The organism is Pseudomonas sp. MH9.2 (assembly GCF_034353875.1).
In the GTDB taxonomy this organism is placed as follows: domain Bacteria; phylum Pseudomonadota; class Gammaproteobacteria; order Pseudomonadales; family Pseudomonadaceae; genus Aquipseudomonas.
The window spans coordinates 4,464,247-4,479,652 of the sequence record NZ_CP133784.1; the positions used below are offsets into that span (position 1 = coordinate 4,464,247).

15 protein-coding genes are annotated in these 15,406 nt (G+C 55.0%); 8 read left to right on the forward strand and 7 right to left on the reverse strand.

Features of this window, described 5'->3' with window-relative positions:
• The first annotated feature begins 345 nt into the window (after positions 1-345).
• From RHM55_RS20555 to RHM55_RS20585, 7 genes are all read left to right on the forward strand, one after another.
• The gene (locus tag RHM55_RS20555) at positions 346-693 is read left to right on the forward strand and encodes a hypothetical protein (RefSeq protein WP_322178076.1); all 348 of its coding nucleotides are present in this window, start codon (positions 346-348) and stop codon (positions 691-693) included.
• Positions 694-952: 259 nt separating this feature from the next.
• Complete coding sequence (locus tag RHM55_RS20560) at positions 953-1,534, forward strand: fimbrial protein (RefSeq protein ID WP_322178077.1); 582 nt, start codon at positions 953-955, stop codon at positions 1,532-1,534.
• Between the two features lie 61 nt (positions 1,535-1,595).
• Positions 1,596-2,345 (forward strand): molecular chaperone, encoded by a 750-nt coding sequence (locus RHM55_RS20565; protein ID WP_407074561.1) that lies wholly within the window; start codon positions 1,596-1,598, stop codon positions 2,343-2,345.
• 268 nt (positions 2,346-2,613) lie between these two features.
• A complete protein-coding gene (locus tag RHM55_RS20570; protein ID WP_322183041.1) occupies positions 2,614-5,073 on the forward strand; it encodes a fimbria/pilus outer membrane usher protein in 2,460 nt (819 codons plus the stop codon).
• Complete coding sequence (locus RHM55_RS20575; RefSeq protein WP_322178078.1) at positions 5,070-5,876, forward strand: molecular chaperone; 807 nt, start codon at positions 5,070-5,072, stop codon at positions 5,874-5,876. Before RHM55_RS20570 ends, RHM55_RS20575 begins: the two co-directional genes overlap by 4 nt.
• Positions 5,873-6,862 (forward strand): fimbrial protein, encoded by a 990-nt coding sequence (locus RHM55_RS20580; protein ID WP_322178079.1) that lies wholly within the window; start codon positions 5,873-5,875, stop codon positions 6,860-6,862. Before RHM55_RS20575 ends, RHM55_RS20580 begins: the two co-directional genes overlap by 4 nt.
• 118 nt (positions 6,863-6,980) lie before the next feature.
• Positions 6,981-7,232 (forward strand): hypothetical protein, encoded by a 252-nt coding sequence (locus RHM55_RS20585; RefSeq protein ID WP_322178080.1) that lies wholly within the window; start codon positions 6,981-6,983, stop codon positions 7,230-7,232.
• A gap of 29 nt (positions 7,233-7,261) precedes the next feature.
• Here the strand turns inward: RHM55_RS20585 and RHM55_RS20590 are convergent, their stop codons facing one another.
• The 4 genes from RHM55_RS20590 to RHM55_RS20605 all read right to left on the reverse strand — a co-directional run bounded on the left by RHM55_RS20590 (position 7,262) and on the right by RHM55_RS20605 (position 9,910).
• Positions 7,262-8,014, reverse strand: a complete 753-nt coding sequence (locus RHM55_RS20590; RefSeq protein WP_322178081.1) for a YkgJ family cysteine cluster protein — start codon at positions 8,012-8,014, stop codon at positions 7,262-7,264.
• A gap of 104 nt (positions 8,015-8,118) precedes the next feature.
• Entirely contained in the window at positions 8,119-8,442 is a 324-nt protein-coding gene (locus RHM55_RS20595; RefSeq protein WP_322178082.1) for a hypothetical protein, read from the reverse strand.
• Between the two features lie 65 nt (positions 8,443-8,507).
• Positions 8,508-8,963, reverse strand: a complete 456-nt coding sequence (locus RHM55_RS20600) for a GNAT family N-acetyltransferase (protein ID WP_322178083.1) — start codon at positions 8,961-8,963, stop codon at positions 8,508-8,510.
• Positions 8,964-9,007: 44 nt separating this feature from the next.
• Complete coding sequence (locus tag RHM55_RS20605; RefSeq protein ID WP_322178084.1) at positions 9,008-9,910, reverse strand: chemotaxis protein; 903 nt, start codon at positions 9,908-9,910, stop codon at positions 9,008-9,010.
• Between the two features lie 335 nt (positions 9,911-10,245).
• On the opposite strand from RHM55_RS20605, the gene hmpA reads away from it, so the two are divergent.
• Positions 10,246-11,427 (forward strand): NO-inducible flavohemoprotein, encoded by a 1,182-nt coding sequence (gene hmpA / locus RHM55_RS20610; protein WP_322178085.1) that lies wholly within the window; start codon positions 10,246-10,248, stop codon positions 11,425-11,427.
• A gap of 359 nt (positions 11,428-11,786) precedes the next feature.
• Here the strand turns inward: hmpA and RHM55_RS20615 are convergent, their stop codons facing one another.
• From RHM55_RS20615 to RHM55_RS20625, 3 genes are read right to left on the reverse strand one after another with little or no spacing between them, the layout of a single operon-like run.
• Entirely contained in the window at positions 11,787-12,755 is a 969-nt protein-coding gene (locus tag RHM55_RS20615; protein WP_322178086.1) for a PDR/VanB family oxidoreductase, read from the reverse strand.
• Between the two features lie 16 nt (positions 12,756-12,771).
• A complete protein-coding gene (locus RHM55_RS20620; RefSeq protein ID WP_322178087.1) occupies positions 12,772-14,124 on the reverse strand; it encodes an SLC13 family permease in 1,353 nt (450 codons plus the stop codon).
• A 54-nt stretch (positions 14,125-14,178) separates the two neighbouring features.
• Positions 14,179-15,405 carry an aromatic ring-hydroxylating dioxygenase subunit alpha gene (locus RHM55_RS20625; protein ID WP_322178088.1) on the reverse strand — a complete coding sequence of 409 codons (1,227 nt, stop codon included), beginning with the start codon at positions 15,403-15,405 and terminating at the stop codon, positions 14,179-14,181.
• Between the last annotated feature and the right edge of the window lies 1 nt (position 15,406).

The window sequence follows — 15,406 nt, forward strand, 5'->3', positions numbered from 1 at the left end:
GGGATGAGAGGAGGTACCTCGTGAGGGCTTTCGTCATCTTCAGTGTCAGCCCCTTCTTTATAGCCTGCCAACCCGGTCAGCAAAATGACGGCTAACTGACAGAATGGACAGCTAGCGCCGTAGGCAGGCTTAGCCTCTCAGTTCGGCGCGTGCGGGCGGTCTATTAAAGAAAAAACGAAGGTTGACGATAATAAAGAAAAGGCATCAGGTGCATGTTTGATATGATCGGCTGAAAGGTTGGTGAAAGATAGCCAGGGAAAGTTCTTACTTGTCGTTTTGAATTTTCGGGTGAACCCCTTTTTTCAGCGTTGTTTGTTGAGGTGAGACGCCGCACGGAGTACTGCAATGAACGGCAACTCGGTCAGTGGTGTATTGTTTTCGATCGTGGTGTTCACCTTCAGCGTCGTGGCATCAGCCAACGGTGGCGTTATTCATTTCAACGGGCAGGTGGTCAATACGGGATGTGCCGTTCAGACACGGTCTGACAGCTCCTATTTTAAAGCCTCGCAGCAGATTCAGGTCTCATCGGAAATCACCCTTGCCGTGGACACGTATCGGAATGCCTGCAGCGCTGATGTCATTCCTTTCAGTGCCGTGTTTACGGTACTTTCTTCCTCGGAAGCGGCGAGTGGTACAGGGGGGTCTCCGGACAAGAAGTCCAGGGCGGGGGTGGTTACGTTGACCTACCAGTAGTGTCAATACAATCACTGTATCGACATTGCGAAAACCCTAACTGTGCTGACACTTTGCTTTTGCTGTTTTCGATGAGGGCCCCTGTTTCCGGGTGCCGATCACTAATAAGGAATATTCCCGCAGAAAGTACCTACTTGTCCTGTTGCCAAATCCATATGCGTAATATGTTTATCCTGACATTCAACAATGCTTCGTATCGTTATAGTTCTTTTCGTCCAATGATGGGCATATACGAACGAACGCAAGGAATGTCGTTAGCATGAAAAAAATCTCTCTCACATTGGCTGTACTGGGTGCAATGGGTTTAGGTGCGGTCGGTACCGCTAATGCTGCAAATAACGGGAAGTTGGTGTTCAACGGCACGCTGACCAACATTTCTTGTAACGTCGGGCCGGGCGCCGGGGTCGGTGCCGGCCCTAATGGAGATATCAACGTCGATTTGGGCAACGTTTCATTCTCTGATATAGGCTCATCGAGCGCGAGCAAGCTGGAAACCGCTACACCTGTCCAGCTGCTGGTCAATTGCAGCGCTGGCGTCGATCAATACAACACCGTGAAAATGCGCTTCGTCGCACGCTCCGGCAGCGGCCTGGATAACAATGACCCCAAGCTGTTGCGTACTACGGGTGCCGCAGACGGTGTCGGTATCGGCCTGCTCAACGCCCAATCCCAGATCATGGACTTGAGTGGCACCGAGACGATCGACAAACCGCTGATCAAGGATGGCGCGGGTGGCGCGACAGCCGAGTTGAATTTTGGCGCGGTCTACGTGCTTAACGGCACGCCGACCAACCCGGGCAACGCCGATGGATTCATGCCTTTCGTGCTGGACTACGAGTAAAACCGCTGACGGGGTGAGCTGCAGTCGCCCCGTCGCACCTCAGCTCAAGGTGAATGCCATCATGTTTTCTCCCTCCATTCGTTATGCCTGCCTTTCGCTGGTAATGATCCTGAGCGCAGGTGCCCAGGCAGGCATCGTGCTCAATACCACTCGTGTTATTTATCCGGCAAAAGACAAAGAGGTCAGTTTCGGCGTACACAACAGCGGCGGCGGAGAAATTCTCCTGCAGTCCTGGCTTGAGTCTGACGCCGGGGGCACTGTCGATTTGCCGTTTGTGATTATCCCGGCCCTGGCTCGCATGCCGGGCGACGGCAAGCAACTGCTGCGCATCATGTATGCCGGCGTGGACATGCCGATGGACCGCGAGTCGGTGTTTTGGCTCAACGTGCAGGAAATTCCTCAGGCCGCGGCAAAGAACGCTTTGCAGATCGCGATCCGCCAGCGCATCAAGGTGTTTTTTCGGCCTCAGGGGTTGGAGGTGGAGCCAGCCCAGGCGCCGGAAAAACTTCAATGGCGTCTGCTGGAGGATGACGTGTTGCAGGTGAGCAATCCTGGACCCTATTACGTGTCCATGGTCAGGATTGAGGTTCGGGACGGTACAACTCACGTGATGAAAAAGGACAGCCAGATGCTGGCGCCGAATCAATCCTTGAACGTGCCACTTGTCAGGCGGGCAAGCGGTCGTCCCTTGAGTCTGAGTTTTATCAGCATCAATGACTTCGGTGGGCAGGTGCCCTATAGGGCCACGCTGACCGCGCGCGAGTCGATCAACGCGGTCAAGGTCGCCAAGACCGATACCGGCGTCAGGTAACGACTCCTCCAGAATTTTTTATTCATCGAGCAATCCGAGTGACGGCCTCTGCGTTGACTCGGCAGTTTTGCGCCTGCGCGAAAGGATTCTCCGGTGCGACTGTACTCCAAGGATTGAGTGATAACAGCAAATGGAACGGCTCAACCGAAGTACCCAGGGATTTTTTTCAGGTGATCTCCTGCGCACCAATAAAAGCCTCCCGAGGTTTTATGTGCGCGCATCGTTCAGGCTCAGTACGCTCGCCATGGGTGTTGGTATGGCGTTGTCGATGCAGGCCATGGCGGCGCCAGATCAATCCGGCGACGCCGCAAAGGGTTCCCCAGTGGAATTCAATACGGCCTTTATCCAGGGCACCGATGAACCCGCCGACCTCAAGGAATTTTTGCGGGGCAACAGTGTTTTGCCAGGCGTCTACCGGGTGGATGTGTACGTCAACCGGGTCCTGAGTGGGCGCAATGATGTCAGGTTTACCCAAAATACGGCCTCAGGCTTGATCGAACCCTGCCTGACGTTGGAGATGCTCCGGGCATTTGGACTGGACATGGAGCGCTTGCACAACGACGCAAGCCTGGCGGTTGATTTGCAACCGAGTGCTTGTTTTGACCTGGCGGCACAGGTCGAATTTGCTCGGGTCGACTACCAGCCCAATAGCCTGCGCCTGAATGTCAGCGTGCCGCAGACCGCTATGGCCCGTAGTGCTCGAGGTTACGTGTCACCTGAACTCTGGACTGAAGGCGAGACCGCCGCCTTCATCAATTACAGCTTCAACGGCGCCCGTCGGCACAATCAGCAAGAACGCACGGATCAGTATTACCTGGGCCTGCGAAATGGCCTGAACCTGGGCGCCTGGCGCCTGCGCAACGAGTCGTCGCTGACCTACGGCGGCAATCAGCCTTATCGCTTCAGCAGCAACCGCACGTTCGCCCAACGTGACCTGACGCGGCTCAAGGGGCAACTGACACTCGGTGAGATCTACTCAAACTCGCTGATTTTTGACAGTGTGCGGTTCAGCGGCGCCGAAATCGCCTCCGATGACGGCATGCTGCCTGACAGCGAGCGGGTCTACGCTCCGACGATTCGCGGTATTGCCGAGACCAATGCCACGGTTGAAGTTCGCCAGAACGGCTTTTTGCTGTACAGCAGCAACGTTTCTCCGGGGCCGTTCGAGATTACCGATATCTACCCCAGTGGCTCCAATGGCGATCTGTTGGTCACGGTGGTGGAGGCGGATGGGCGCACGCGCACCTTTACGCAGGCATTTACCTCGTTGCCGATCATGGTGCCCAACGGTGCGTTCCGCTACAGCCTCGCCGCCGGTCGATACGACAGCAATGCCGATCAACAGTCCTCGCCGACATTCACCAGTGGCACCCTGGTTTATGGTCTATCCGAACGGTTGACCGGGTTCGGTGGACTGCAATGGGCCGAGGATTATCAGGCGGCGAATGTCGGGGCGGGGGTCAACACCGGCTTGGGGGCTTTTTCGGCCGACGTGACGCAGTCGATCAGCCAGGCGCGTGTGAGCAAGGCTAGCCAGGGCCAAAGCGTGCGGTTGCGCTATGCCAACACCCTCGATGTGACGAACACCACCTTAGCCGTCGCGGGTTATCGCTATTCCACCGAGCAATACCGCACGCTGCAGGAGCACGTAGAGGAACTCGATGGGCGCATCGCTCGAACGGTCACCGGCCGGGCAAAGGATCGGGTAGAGCTCAATGTCACGCAGTCGCTGCCGGAGCAATCCGGTTCGTTGAGCCTGACCGCCAGCGATCAGCGTTACTGGAACCTGCCGGGTAAAACTCGTCAGTTGTACCTGTCCTACAACAGCGCATGGAAAACTGTCAGTTACAGTCTGTCGATCGAGCGTAACCAGCAATTGGACGGTGACGGGCAGGCCAACACCGATCATCGGCTTTCCCTGAGCCTGACAGTACCGTTGGGCTCAAGCTCAAGCGCGTCCCGGACATCGTTCAATCTGGTGCGCGACAGCCAAGGAGACTACAACGCCCAGGCCGGTCTCAGCGGCCAGGTGCTGGACAATCGAAATGCTTTTTATTCGCTACAGAGCGGGCGCGACAGCAGCTCCGGCACTTTCGGATCCGGCAAACTTAACACCACCACGCCCTACGGTCGCTTTGAGGCCGGGTACAGCCAGGGTCGCGATTACGATGCTTTTAGCGTGGGTGCATCAGGGTCGCTGGTTGCTCACGGCGGCGGGGTGAACTTCGGACAGCCTTTGGGTGAAACCTTCGCCCTGGTCGAGGTGCCAAACGTCAGCGGTGCAAAACTGACCAACTACAGCAACGTCGAGACTTCGGACAACGGTTACGCGGTGTTGCCTTACGCCCAGCCTTACCGAACCAATTGGGTCAGTCTGGACACTCGCCAGTTGGGGGCGGACGTCGAGGTGGATAACGCAATCGTCCAGGTGGTGCCACGTCGCGGCGCCGTGAGTGTCGTGCACTTTGCCGCGTCGATCGGTCGCCGTGTGCAATTCGAACTGGTGCGCGCTGATGGCAGTAAGGTGCCGTTGGGCGCGAGCGTAGAGGACGAGCACGGCAAGTCTTTGGCGGTGGTCGACCCCACCAGTCGCGCGTTGGTGTTGACCGGTCAAGATCAAGGCGTACTGCGAGTGAAGTGGTCCGATCAAGGCTGCCGGGTGCCCTATAGCCTGCCGCCAAAGGACCCGTTACGTGCCTATGAACGACTGAAGGTGACCTGCCAATGAGTCTGTCGAAACGACTCGGTCAGAGGCTGATCAGCCTTATATTGCTACTGATGGGGATCGCCAGTGCCAGCGTGCAGGCTGCGGTGTCCCTTACCGGAACGCGGTTGATCTTTGACGGGGCTTTTCGCGAAGTCAGTATCGAAGTGATCAACCGGAGCCCTCGCGAGGTGCTGCTCCAGGCGTGGTTGAGCAGCGCCGCGAATGAGGGCGATGGCGTGCCTGATGATCTGCCGTTTGCCCTGACGCCTCACCTGTCACAACTGCCTGTTAACGGCAAACAGGCGCTACGCATCTTGTATGAAGGCGTCGGTATGCCGCAGGGGCGGGAGTCGCTGTTGCACCTGTACGTGATGGAAATCCCTCGGCGCGCAGAAGGTGAGAACCCACTGAGCATTGCCATTCGCCAGCGCATCAACGTGTTTTATCGCCCGCCAGGTTTGCCCGGTGATCCGGCTGATAGCGCCCAGGAATTGCTCTGGCAGCTGACCCGCGATGCGAACGGCAGGATGTCGTTGCAGGTCAGCAATCGGTCTGCTTTCCACGCCTCACTGCAGGACCTGCAGCTCGAGGGCCGCGCTGGAAAACATGACGTCAGCGACTACCTGTTGCTGCTGCCGGGGACCACCCGAATCTTACCCCTGAGCGCCGCCGAGCCCGCTGACAGCCAATGGCAATACATGTCCTTCAAGGCCCTTACTGATTATGGCGGCCAGCGCAGTTACCGCGCCGAAATTGACGGACGTTTACCGTTCAAGGCCAGGTTGCTGCCAGGCATTACCCACTTAAAAGGCTTACAACCATGATCGATATTCGCTGGATTCGATGTCTACTGCTGGTGCTGCTACTGGCCCCGGCGACGTGTTTTGCCTTGGTCTGCAAGGAGCAGGGTGCAGGCGCTGCGGTGATCAATGGCGATCTGGGCAGCACTGTTGCCATTCCTGCCGCGTCGCCCGAGGGAACAATCGTCTGGCGCTCGGATCGGTTCAATGCTCAGGTCGAATGCTTCAAGGACGGTCTGCAAGAGCAGCAGGAGGAAGTGTTCATTTATCTGAACCCGGATAACGTGCCGATTGGCCAAGGTATTCGCGCGGGTTTGACCGTCGACGGTATCGATTATCTGCAGAACAGCGGCCGGATAGGCACAGGCCAGAGTCTGCCTGTTTGTCATGAAAGTGACGCGAATATGGCTGCATGTCCGCGCATCACCTTCAATCTGGTGTTCTCGGTGTTCGTGCAAAAGTTCGGTCCGACGCCACCGTCGGGGGTGGCCAGTCATCTGCTGGACTATCGGATGTTCCAACTCGACAGTGCGGCAGGCTTGAACCCGTTGCCCGGCTACAGCCTGAGCTACGTCATCAATAACCTGACCGGCCTGCGTTTCATTGCCTGCGATGCCGAGCTGCAGGTCACCCCGGAGACCGTCGAGTTTGGCTCGATAGGGATTCAGGAGGTAGCGGTGGGGCGGGTCATTGATCGACGTCCGTTTTCACTGGTGACCAGCCGCACCTGTGACACTCCGTTCAGCCTCGATGCGCGATTCAAGCCGGTGTCAGGTGTGCTGTCTGGCGATTTACTGATTCCCACGGCCAACGACGGCGTCGGTATCCGCATCATCAATGGCCGCGATGGCGCGACGTTGCCTTACAACCAGTCCTTCCATCTGGCGGATCTGCTCGGGACGAGTCAGTCGGCGAAGGCCGATTTCGAGGCCGAACTGGTCTGGCAAAGCCAAACACCCAAAGCAGGCGCCTTCGAGGCCGAAGTCATCATTGATCTGTTTTACAAATAGCAGGCGATAGGAGGTGAGTGGTGATGGCGGCAGGCCGCCTGTGATTCAGGTATGCTGCCGGGCCTTGGGCGACTGCCCATTTTCGCCAGATGACTGACTCGATACTTTTGGAGCTTCCATGACTACCCCCGAACACACGCCAGCTCCTGAAGCCGTCGTCACCGAAGAGGTGACAGTCGTCGAGCCGGGTGCTGAAACCACCGATAAAAAAGCCGCCATTCCTGCGTTCAGCTTTCCATTCAAACCGGGCGAGTTGTTGCAGGCCAAGACCCAAGACTCGCTGTATTACAAGAAGTCGGGCAAAGCCAGCCATAACAAAGTCCCCGGTGTCGCGCCTCACGGCACACGCAAGACCATGGGCAAACGCTGATTTTCAGGCCTGCCCAGCCTCGCCGGGCGTTATGCAAAAGAAATGAAGGCATAGTCCAGCGGATCGGCGCTCACCACCTGAGCGCCGGCCTGTTGCAGCGTATTGGCAATCTCCGCGCCCGATACGTGAAAACCCCAACCCGGTTCGACGGACAGCGCAGGTAACGTGCCGCTGTCGGCGATCTGTTGCGTGGCGGCCGCAAAGGCCTGCATGTCCGGCAGGTACGCGGTAAAACCGTCACCTTTGAGGGCGGTGGTGCGGATCCCCAGCAGTTTACAGATAGCATCTTTGGCGGCGACCTCATCGCGATCCGCCTGGCGCGATTGTTCGATCAGTGCCGTCAGTTGGGTATCGACCAGGTTGCCACCGACGATCAAGTCCGGCCCGTGCTCCCATGCATTCGGCGGACAACCTTTTGCTTCAGGTCGCAGGGGGATGTGCGGGTTGATCTCCATCGGGTAAATCCGACAGACCAAGGGACGTCGTTCATAGATACGGCACAGGTTTTCTGCGTCAAGATTCCGACAAGGCCCGACGTTATAAGCCGCGAAGGTAATGGCGACATACACCTGCGCTGTGCCGCTGGGCACCCGGCATGAACGACGTTGGGCATGCGTGCGTTGCAACTCAGGCACGCCATAACCGTCTTCGAGGAAACCCTCTACGAGGATGATCACCGCGCCGCCGTCAGCCGCCCATTGGCTCGCCTCGGACAGCGTCAGGGGAACGTGATGATCGGTGCAACACTTGCCACAACCTACGCATGAAAACGGTGTGTTCATTGACGTAAAAGACCAGAAAAGACGCGCGTTGACGGTGACAATTTGCAGGCGCGGTCACCGCCGGGGACAAGTGTCGAAGCAAATTGTGCGCCACTGCCAAGCGTCTATTTTTTCGGCAACGTGGTCATTTCATCCCACTCGGTCACGGTGGCTTTTTGGGTTTGACGTTGGTACAGGCACAGCTCGGTGCCGGTTTTGTTCTTCATGTGCGCCTGCGGGTAGCGGCCTTTGAGCAGGAGTGCGCTGTACCCGACGCTGTCATCGAACAAGGCTGCGGTGCCGGCCGGTTTTACCTCTTTAAGCTGACTGGCGTTTATGCAACTGGCGATGACGGCTTTGTCCAGGTCGCTCCAGGCCTGGCTGCTGGACGCATTGGCATGGGTTGCAGCAACCGCAAGGGCAATGCACAGCGCAGTGGATGCTTTCATATCAGGCTTCTTCCGAGTGGTGCTTCCAAAGGTCGGATTATGGCAGACGCCGTTGCGAGGCGGCCTTAGTCGACAGTAAAGCGCTGGACGTAACGCATACCTGATGTTTCATACAGGCGCCGAGCGTCATGGTTATTGTCCATCACCTTGAGGTCGACGCACGCTTCACCCCGCACGCGGAAAGCCTCGAATGCATGGTTCAGCAGGGCACGTGCGAAGCCTTGGCGGCGGGCGCGTGGATCCACCACCAGATCCTTGATAAAGGCACTGGTCCAGCACAGTACAACGCCTACTACACCGTATTCATCAGCAGCGATAAAACACAGTGACGGGTCGAACTCGGGGTCGGTGGCGAACGCTTTGTGCCAGTCCTCATAGTCCGGCACGCTGCCTTCGCCTTGCTGGTAACCGAGTACCAATAATGCGTGCACTTGTGGCGCGAGTTCAGGGCTGAACTCGAGAAGGCTAAGTGCGGCAGGCCATGCTGTGGGGGCGATGGTCTGAAGCAGATCGCGGCGCATCAGCCAGCACCAAGCCGTCGAATCCTCTGGCTGGGGGGGCTGTATTAAATGCCCTGGGCCTCGACCGTACGGGCTGCCTGAATCAAACATTTGGTCAACTCGGGTGAAGAGAATTTAGTCAGCACGGCATTTGCTCCTGCAGCCTTGGCTTTTTCGCTGTTCATCTTGCTGTCCAGAGAGGTGTGCAGCAGGACGTACAGGTCCTTGAAGTCAGGCGTTTCACGCAGGGTACGGGTAAAGGCATAGCCGTCCATTTCCGACATTTCAATGTCGGATACCACTACGTTGATCTGCTCCTCCGTGCCTTGCAGTTCGAGCAGGCGGTCGATGGCTTCTTTGGCGCTACGGGCGGTGTGGCAATGAATGCCAAGATTGCGCAGGGTGATCAGCGATTGCTGCAAGGCGACCTGGCTGTCATCGACCACGAGGATCTTGGCTTTGGCCAGTACCTGGGCGTCTTCTTCGCTCAGGTGCGCAGGCTCGTCGGCGATGATCCTCGCCGGGGCGATGCCGTGGATGACTTTTTCGATATCCAGCACCTGTACCAGCACGCCGTCGACCTGAGTCACACCCGTGATAAATGACCTGTTACCAGAGGCGAAGGGTGGAGGTCGGATGTCCGTGGTCAGGCAATGCACGATCTTACTCACTGCCTGCACGTGCAGGCCCTGTTTGGAACGGCTGACATCCGTGACGATCAAGCAGCCACCCGAAGGGTCGAGCAGCGGTTGTTCACCAATGGCCCGACTCAGGTCGATCACCGACAACGATGCGCCGCGCAGGACGGCGATACCTTTGACGTGAGGATGGGATTCGGGCAAGCGGGTCAGGGCAGGGCAGGGGATGATCTCGCTGACCTTGAGCAAGTTGATGGCCATCAGCTTGCCGCTGCGCAACGTAAACAGCAGGAGTGACAGGGAGTCAGCGCGGGCATTATTTGAGGACATATCAACCTTCTGAAAATTAAAGGCGTCGCTACAAGAGTGGCAAACAGCTTTCGATGCCGGGTTATCGACTTGCAAAGGTTTCGCTTTAGGGTATTTGTGCCTCAGGGCAGTAAACAGTCAAGCCGATCAATGATGCTGTCGGCAAAATCAGCGCAAGGCAGCGTTGTGTTTTGGTAGTCATAAGGACGCAAAGGAGTCTTATTGACTATTATTTATCATGTGTCATTTTGACTTAATATTTTCAAGCTATTGATTTTTATTATAAAAATAGCTGGCACGAATCCTGATGTGTAAGCGGCAATTAGCTAGAAGCCTTGCGGCTCAGGAGTCCAATCGTGTTGAACGCTCAAGATCGTGCCATCGTCAAATCCACCGTGCCCCTGCTTGAAAGCGGTGGAGAAGCGCTGACCACTCATTTCTACAAAATGATGCTCGAGGAATACCCAGAGGTGCGCCCGCTGTTTAACCAGGCGCATCAGGCCAGCGGTGATCAGCCCCGCGCGCTGGCCAACGGTGTACTGATGTACGCACGGCACATCGACGAACTGGAGCAGTTGGGCGATCTGGTGGCGAAAATCATCAACAAGCACGTCGCTCTGCAAATCCTGCCTGAGCATTACCCTATCGTCGGCTCCTGCCTGATCCGCGCCATCGCCGAAGTGCTGGGACGCGACATTGCCACTGACGAAGTATTGCAAGCCTGGACCCATGCGTATCAGCAACTGGCCGATATTCTGATCGGTGCCGAGGGCGCGATCTACGACGAAAAAGCCGAAGCCGTTGGCGGCTGGCGCGGTGCGCGTGAGTTCAAGCTGGTAAACCGGGTGGATGAAAGTGCCGAGATCACTTCTTTCTATCTGCAACCTGCGGATGATGGGCCGATTCTCGGATTTACCGCGGGTCAATACATTGGTTTGCAGTTGTTCATCGGTGGCGAAGAAATGCGCCGCAACTATTCGCTCTCGGCAGTGGCCGGCGGCAACCAATACCGCATCAGCGTCAAGCGCGAACCCAATGGCGTGGTGTCCAACTACCTGCATGACCAACTGCAGATTGGCGATAGCCTCCAGTTGTTCACGCCGTCGGGCGAATTCACCCTGACTGAGAGCCAAAAGCCGTTAGTGTTGATCAGCGGCGGTGTTGGCATCACGCCGACACTGGCCATGCTTGAGACCGCGCTGGAAACCTCACGCCCCGTGCACTTTATCCACTGCGCGCGCAATGGCGCGGTGCATGCGTTTCGCGATTGGGTCGATGGTCTGGCGGGGCGTCACCCGCAACTCAAGCACTTCTATTGCTACGCCGAAGACGATGGCGTGAGCCCAGCGGCGGATGCGGTTGGCCTGCTTGATCAGCAGCAGCTGGAACAGTGGTTGCCCGAAGATCGGGATCTGGATGCCTACTTCCTGGGTCCGAAAGGGTTCATGGCCGTGGTCAAACGCCAGTTGAAAGCAGCCGGCGTACCAGAGAAACAAAGTCGCTACGAGTTCTTTGGCCCGGCTTCCGTGCTCGAATAAACTCGGCGGAATAAAAAATGCCGTCAGCCTCTGTCAGGGGCTGGCGGCATTTTTTTGTCCGCGCTTCGCAGGGTCTATTCGGTCCGCATGACATGCAGCATTCGAGAATAAATTCCCTGCCCAAGGTCCCATATTCATATTTGCGGAGGTATTCACACGACCTTCACAGGCCTTTTGCAGATCCCTGTCGGAATTTATTCGCGAATGTTTCGATAGGGCATGCCTGACACCCCGGAAATTTAAGGCTTATGTGGCCGCGATATGCTTTCGCGGGGCTGCATTTTCAGCAGACGGCCGAGCGTGCGTTGGAACTCAAAGTTCAGGCGAACACTATAAACTCCACACAATGGATGATGGGATTACAGATCCAAGGTGAGCCGAGGGCCCATACACCTTGAAACACAGGGGAGCATTTTATTGTTCATCGCCCTGTCTTCGGTGCTTAGTACTTCGTCGCGGTGGTGTGGCACTCCATCCAGTACCGTTATGACGCATGCTCCGCAGACTCCAGCCTCACAGGATGTTTCAATCTCGATAGCGTTCTCAAATAGAATATCCGTAATCGACTTGTTGGAGGGGACTATCAACGTAATACCTGTACGAGCGAGAACGACTTCGAATGACTCGTTGTTAAGCGAGGGGCTCGTCGAAGCAGGCGAAAAATATTCATAATGGATGTGGGATGGAGGTAGGCACTGACTAGCTAATAACTTCACGGACGCCATAAAGGGCGCAGGGCCGCAAAAGTACACGTGTGGAGTATCAGAGGTGGCGAGAAGTATATCCTGCAGCGCTAAAAGCGTCGCGGAAGGATTAAGTCCAAAATAGAAGTGGACTTGTGACGAAAAATTGCAATTTTTCAGCCTGGCCGCATACGCGGCGGCCCCCGGTGATCGAGCAAAATAGTGGAGTTCGAATATCTTGCTCGATTGATGCAGGCTATGACACATTGCGAGCAGTGGCGTTACTCCGATCCCGGCCGCGATTAATACAACGCGCTCTGCAGTTTCATCAATAGAGAAATGGTTGAGCGGCTGGCTTATCTTGATTGAATTTCCGACATGCAGGTTCGCATGCAATCGAGCCGAGCCGCCGCGGGATACCGGATCTCGCTTAACGGCGATTTCATAAACGCCTTCTTCACCAGGGTCATTGCACAATGAGTATTTGCGGATGAGTCCATCGCAAATATACACGTCGACATGTGCGCCTGCTTCGAAACGAGGCAGGGATAATGAAGTTTCCTCTGCCACAAGGCGCCAGGACACCACGTCGCTCGCTTCATCTTGGCGGGATATTACACGCACCGACATAGTAGACTGAGTCATATTTATTACCTTGAGATTAAAGAAACCCTATTAATTTCCACCAAAGTGCGTTGGCAGGGATAACAAACACGAGTCCAAAGAATCCCGTCAAGAGACAGTATCTAAGAGCGTCCGCGCGGTGTATCCGTGATATATCGATACCAAAAGCCACGGGGGGCGACTGGTAGGGAAGAAGTGTTGTGGAATAGCCCATCACCTGAGAGAGCATTCCCATTTTCAAAATGGCACTGTCATGTAGAATGGAACTTGCCATTGGAACAAATAAGGCAGGTGCGGCATTTGATGTTACCAGTGAGCTAAGTAGTACCGACAATCCCGTCATAAATGTATAGGCCAGCATTGGGTCTTTCAGAGACACGTTCGTAATGATTTCTGGAGGCGAGCTATCGAGATGTCCAACCAATGCTGCCAAGCCAATAACAGCCGCAATGAACCATAGCAAATCTATTTTTAATGTCGTTATGAATTTATCTAGTTTTTCAGAAGTAGATGTCAAAAAGTAAACAATGACAAACCCAAGTCCAATCCAGCCCGGAGCGATATGATGCATCGCGTCGGTAAACCACAAAAAAAGCATCAAAGAAATCAAGCCCAGAGTGCATTTCTCTTCTCCGGACCAGGGACTCAGCGGGGCGAACCGGTCGATTACCTCTATTCTGTCATGGAAGAAAAAATATGAGACTGCAATTAGTACGCCTCCACGGATCAATACGCCAGCCGGAAAGAAATAGAATAGATACTCGGAATAACCAAGCGTTATATCTTCTGTCTCTTCCAGCGTACCTGCCATAATCAAGTTTGGTAAGTTTGCGGGCAAAACAGCTGCAGCGAGCGCATATGAACCTACGACGACTAGCAATAAAATGCCACTTCGCCCTTTACGGCTCTTATCAAGACCGGCTGCGTCACAATAACCTAGGGCGAGAGGAACTAAGATTGCGATTCGACCGAACGTCGACGGCATCACCAAGGACAAAATGAATGCCACAGTAGCAAAAACAAACAGAGCCCGCAGGTAAGAACCGCCAATTGTTTGCGCCAACAGTATCCCTATTCGTTGACTCAATCCGCTTTCTTTTAATGCGAATCCTATTACCATACCGCTGAATACTAGCCAGAAGGCACTTGAAGCAAAGCCGGAGAAGATTTCTGACGTCGGCACCTCAGTCATCGTGACGGCCATGAGGAAAAACAAAAGTGACACCAAGAAACCGGGAATAATAGATGTCGCCCATAATAGAATGCTCACAAATACGATGCCTATAATGCGCGCATTCATTGCATTCATTTGCCCAGACAAGACCAACGATAATAAGACCGCGACGCCTCCACTTAATCCCAGCATTGTCGTAAAGCCTTTCTTCGTCATACCCACCCCTTTTACTCAATCAAATGCGCCTAACGATTCGTCGGCACCGTGGCATTACGATCGTGCAACGGGAGAGCTTGCTGGGATTTCGTACTCCTCATGAGCGTGATCGAAAATATCCTCGAACGCCTTTTTCTGCACAAAACTTGGATCGGGTTGGCAACTCATCGGCAGATAGCCTCCCATCCATTGGCGAAGATCGGTGACTTTCGGACAGTCCCCGTAAATATTGGCTATTGGACGGCCACCCGCCTGAACAATCTCAATTTGTTCTTTAAGCAACTTTCGGAACATGACAACGCCACGATCCGAGGCGCCAAGGAGCTCGTTCGTGCGATCCAGGATAGCCCCCTGAGTTTCAACGACCATGGCATCCTGACTCATGAATGTATCCATGGTGTAGCGGCCTTGATCATCCATCCTGGAAGGCTGGGTAATAATTTTTGGAGGAAGCACAGCCTGATTATCTGCCAAACTCTTTGAGGGTAAAAAAGAAACCCAGAAGATACGCGTTGTCGTATCGTCAACGGGCACGCGCCAGTGCATTTCGGTCATGATCCGCAGCATGTTGGGAAATACCATCAGGTTGCCCCATCCCCGACCAAACCCTTCATACTCCCAGCTTTTCACGATGCCCCAGTCAAACCGTTGAAAGCCAAAACGCTTAAAAGGCTTGTTGAATCCTGAGTTATCCGCTATCCCCAAATGCTCAAAATATTTGGAATGGGTATAAAAAGTATGAGTGACATCTACTGCGTTCTCTTGAACCTGTAGCCAGTTACAGGCGAGATCATCTTGAGTCTCAAAATGGCGAACCCCATCGTTTCGGGTAAGGATGTCCCAGTTTGGAAAGGCAGGCTTATCCACCTCAGGCCCTAAATAGGCGAAGATTAATCCACCGCACTCCTCGGTCGCATAGCTTTGAATCAGCTTTTTACAGGCGCGGTTGGCCTTTTCTGATTCAAAGGGCCGCTCTACGCATTCTCCTGCTCGATTGTATCGCCAGCCGTGATAAGCACAGCGGATTGACTCCCCTTCTACGAAACCATATAGCAACGAAGCTCCACGATGAGGGCAGCGCTCCTGAACCAGCAGCAGCTTGCCTTCTTCAGTTCGTGCCAGGATCAGGTCCTCCCCCAACAACCTAACCTTCTTTGTCTGCCTCGCTTCATTCAATTCAGAAGAGAAACCTAGAGGATGCCAATACCTACGCATAAGGTCACCGCATGGGGTGTTGGGACCTATACGTGTCAGCATTTCATTGGTTGCTTGATCGAGCATC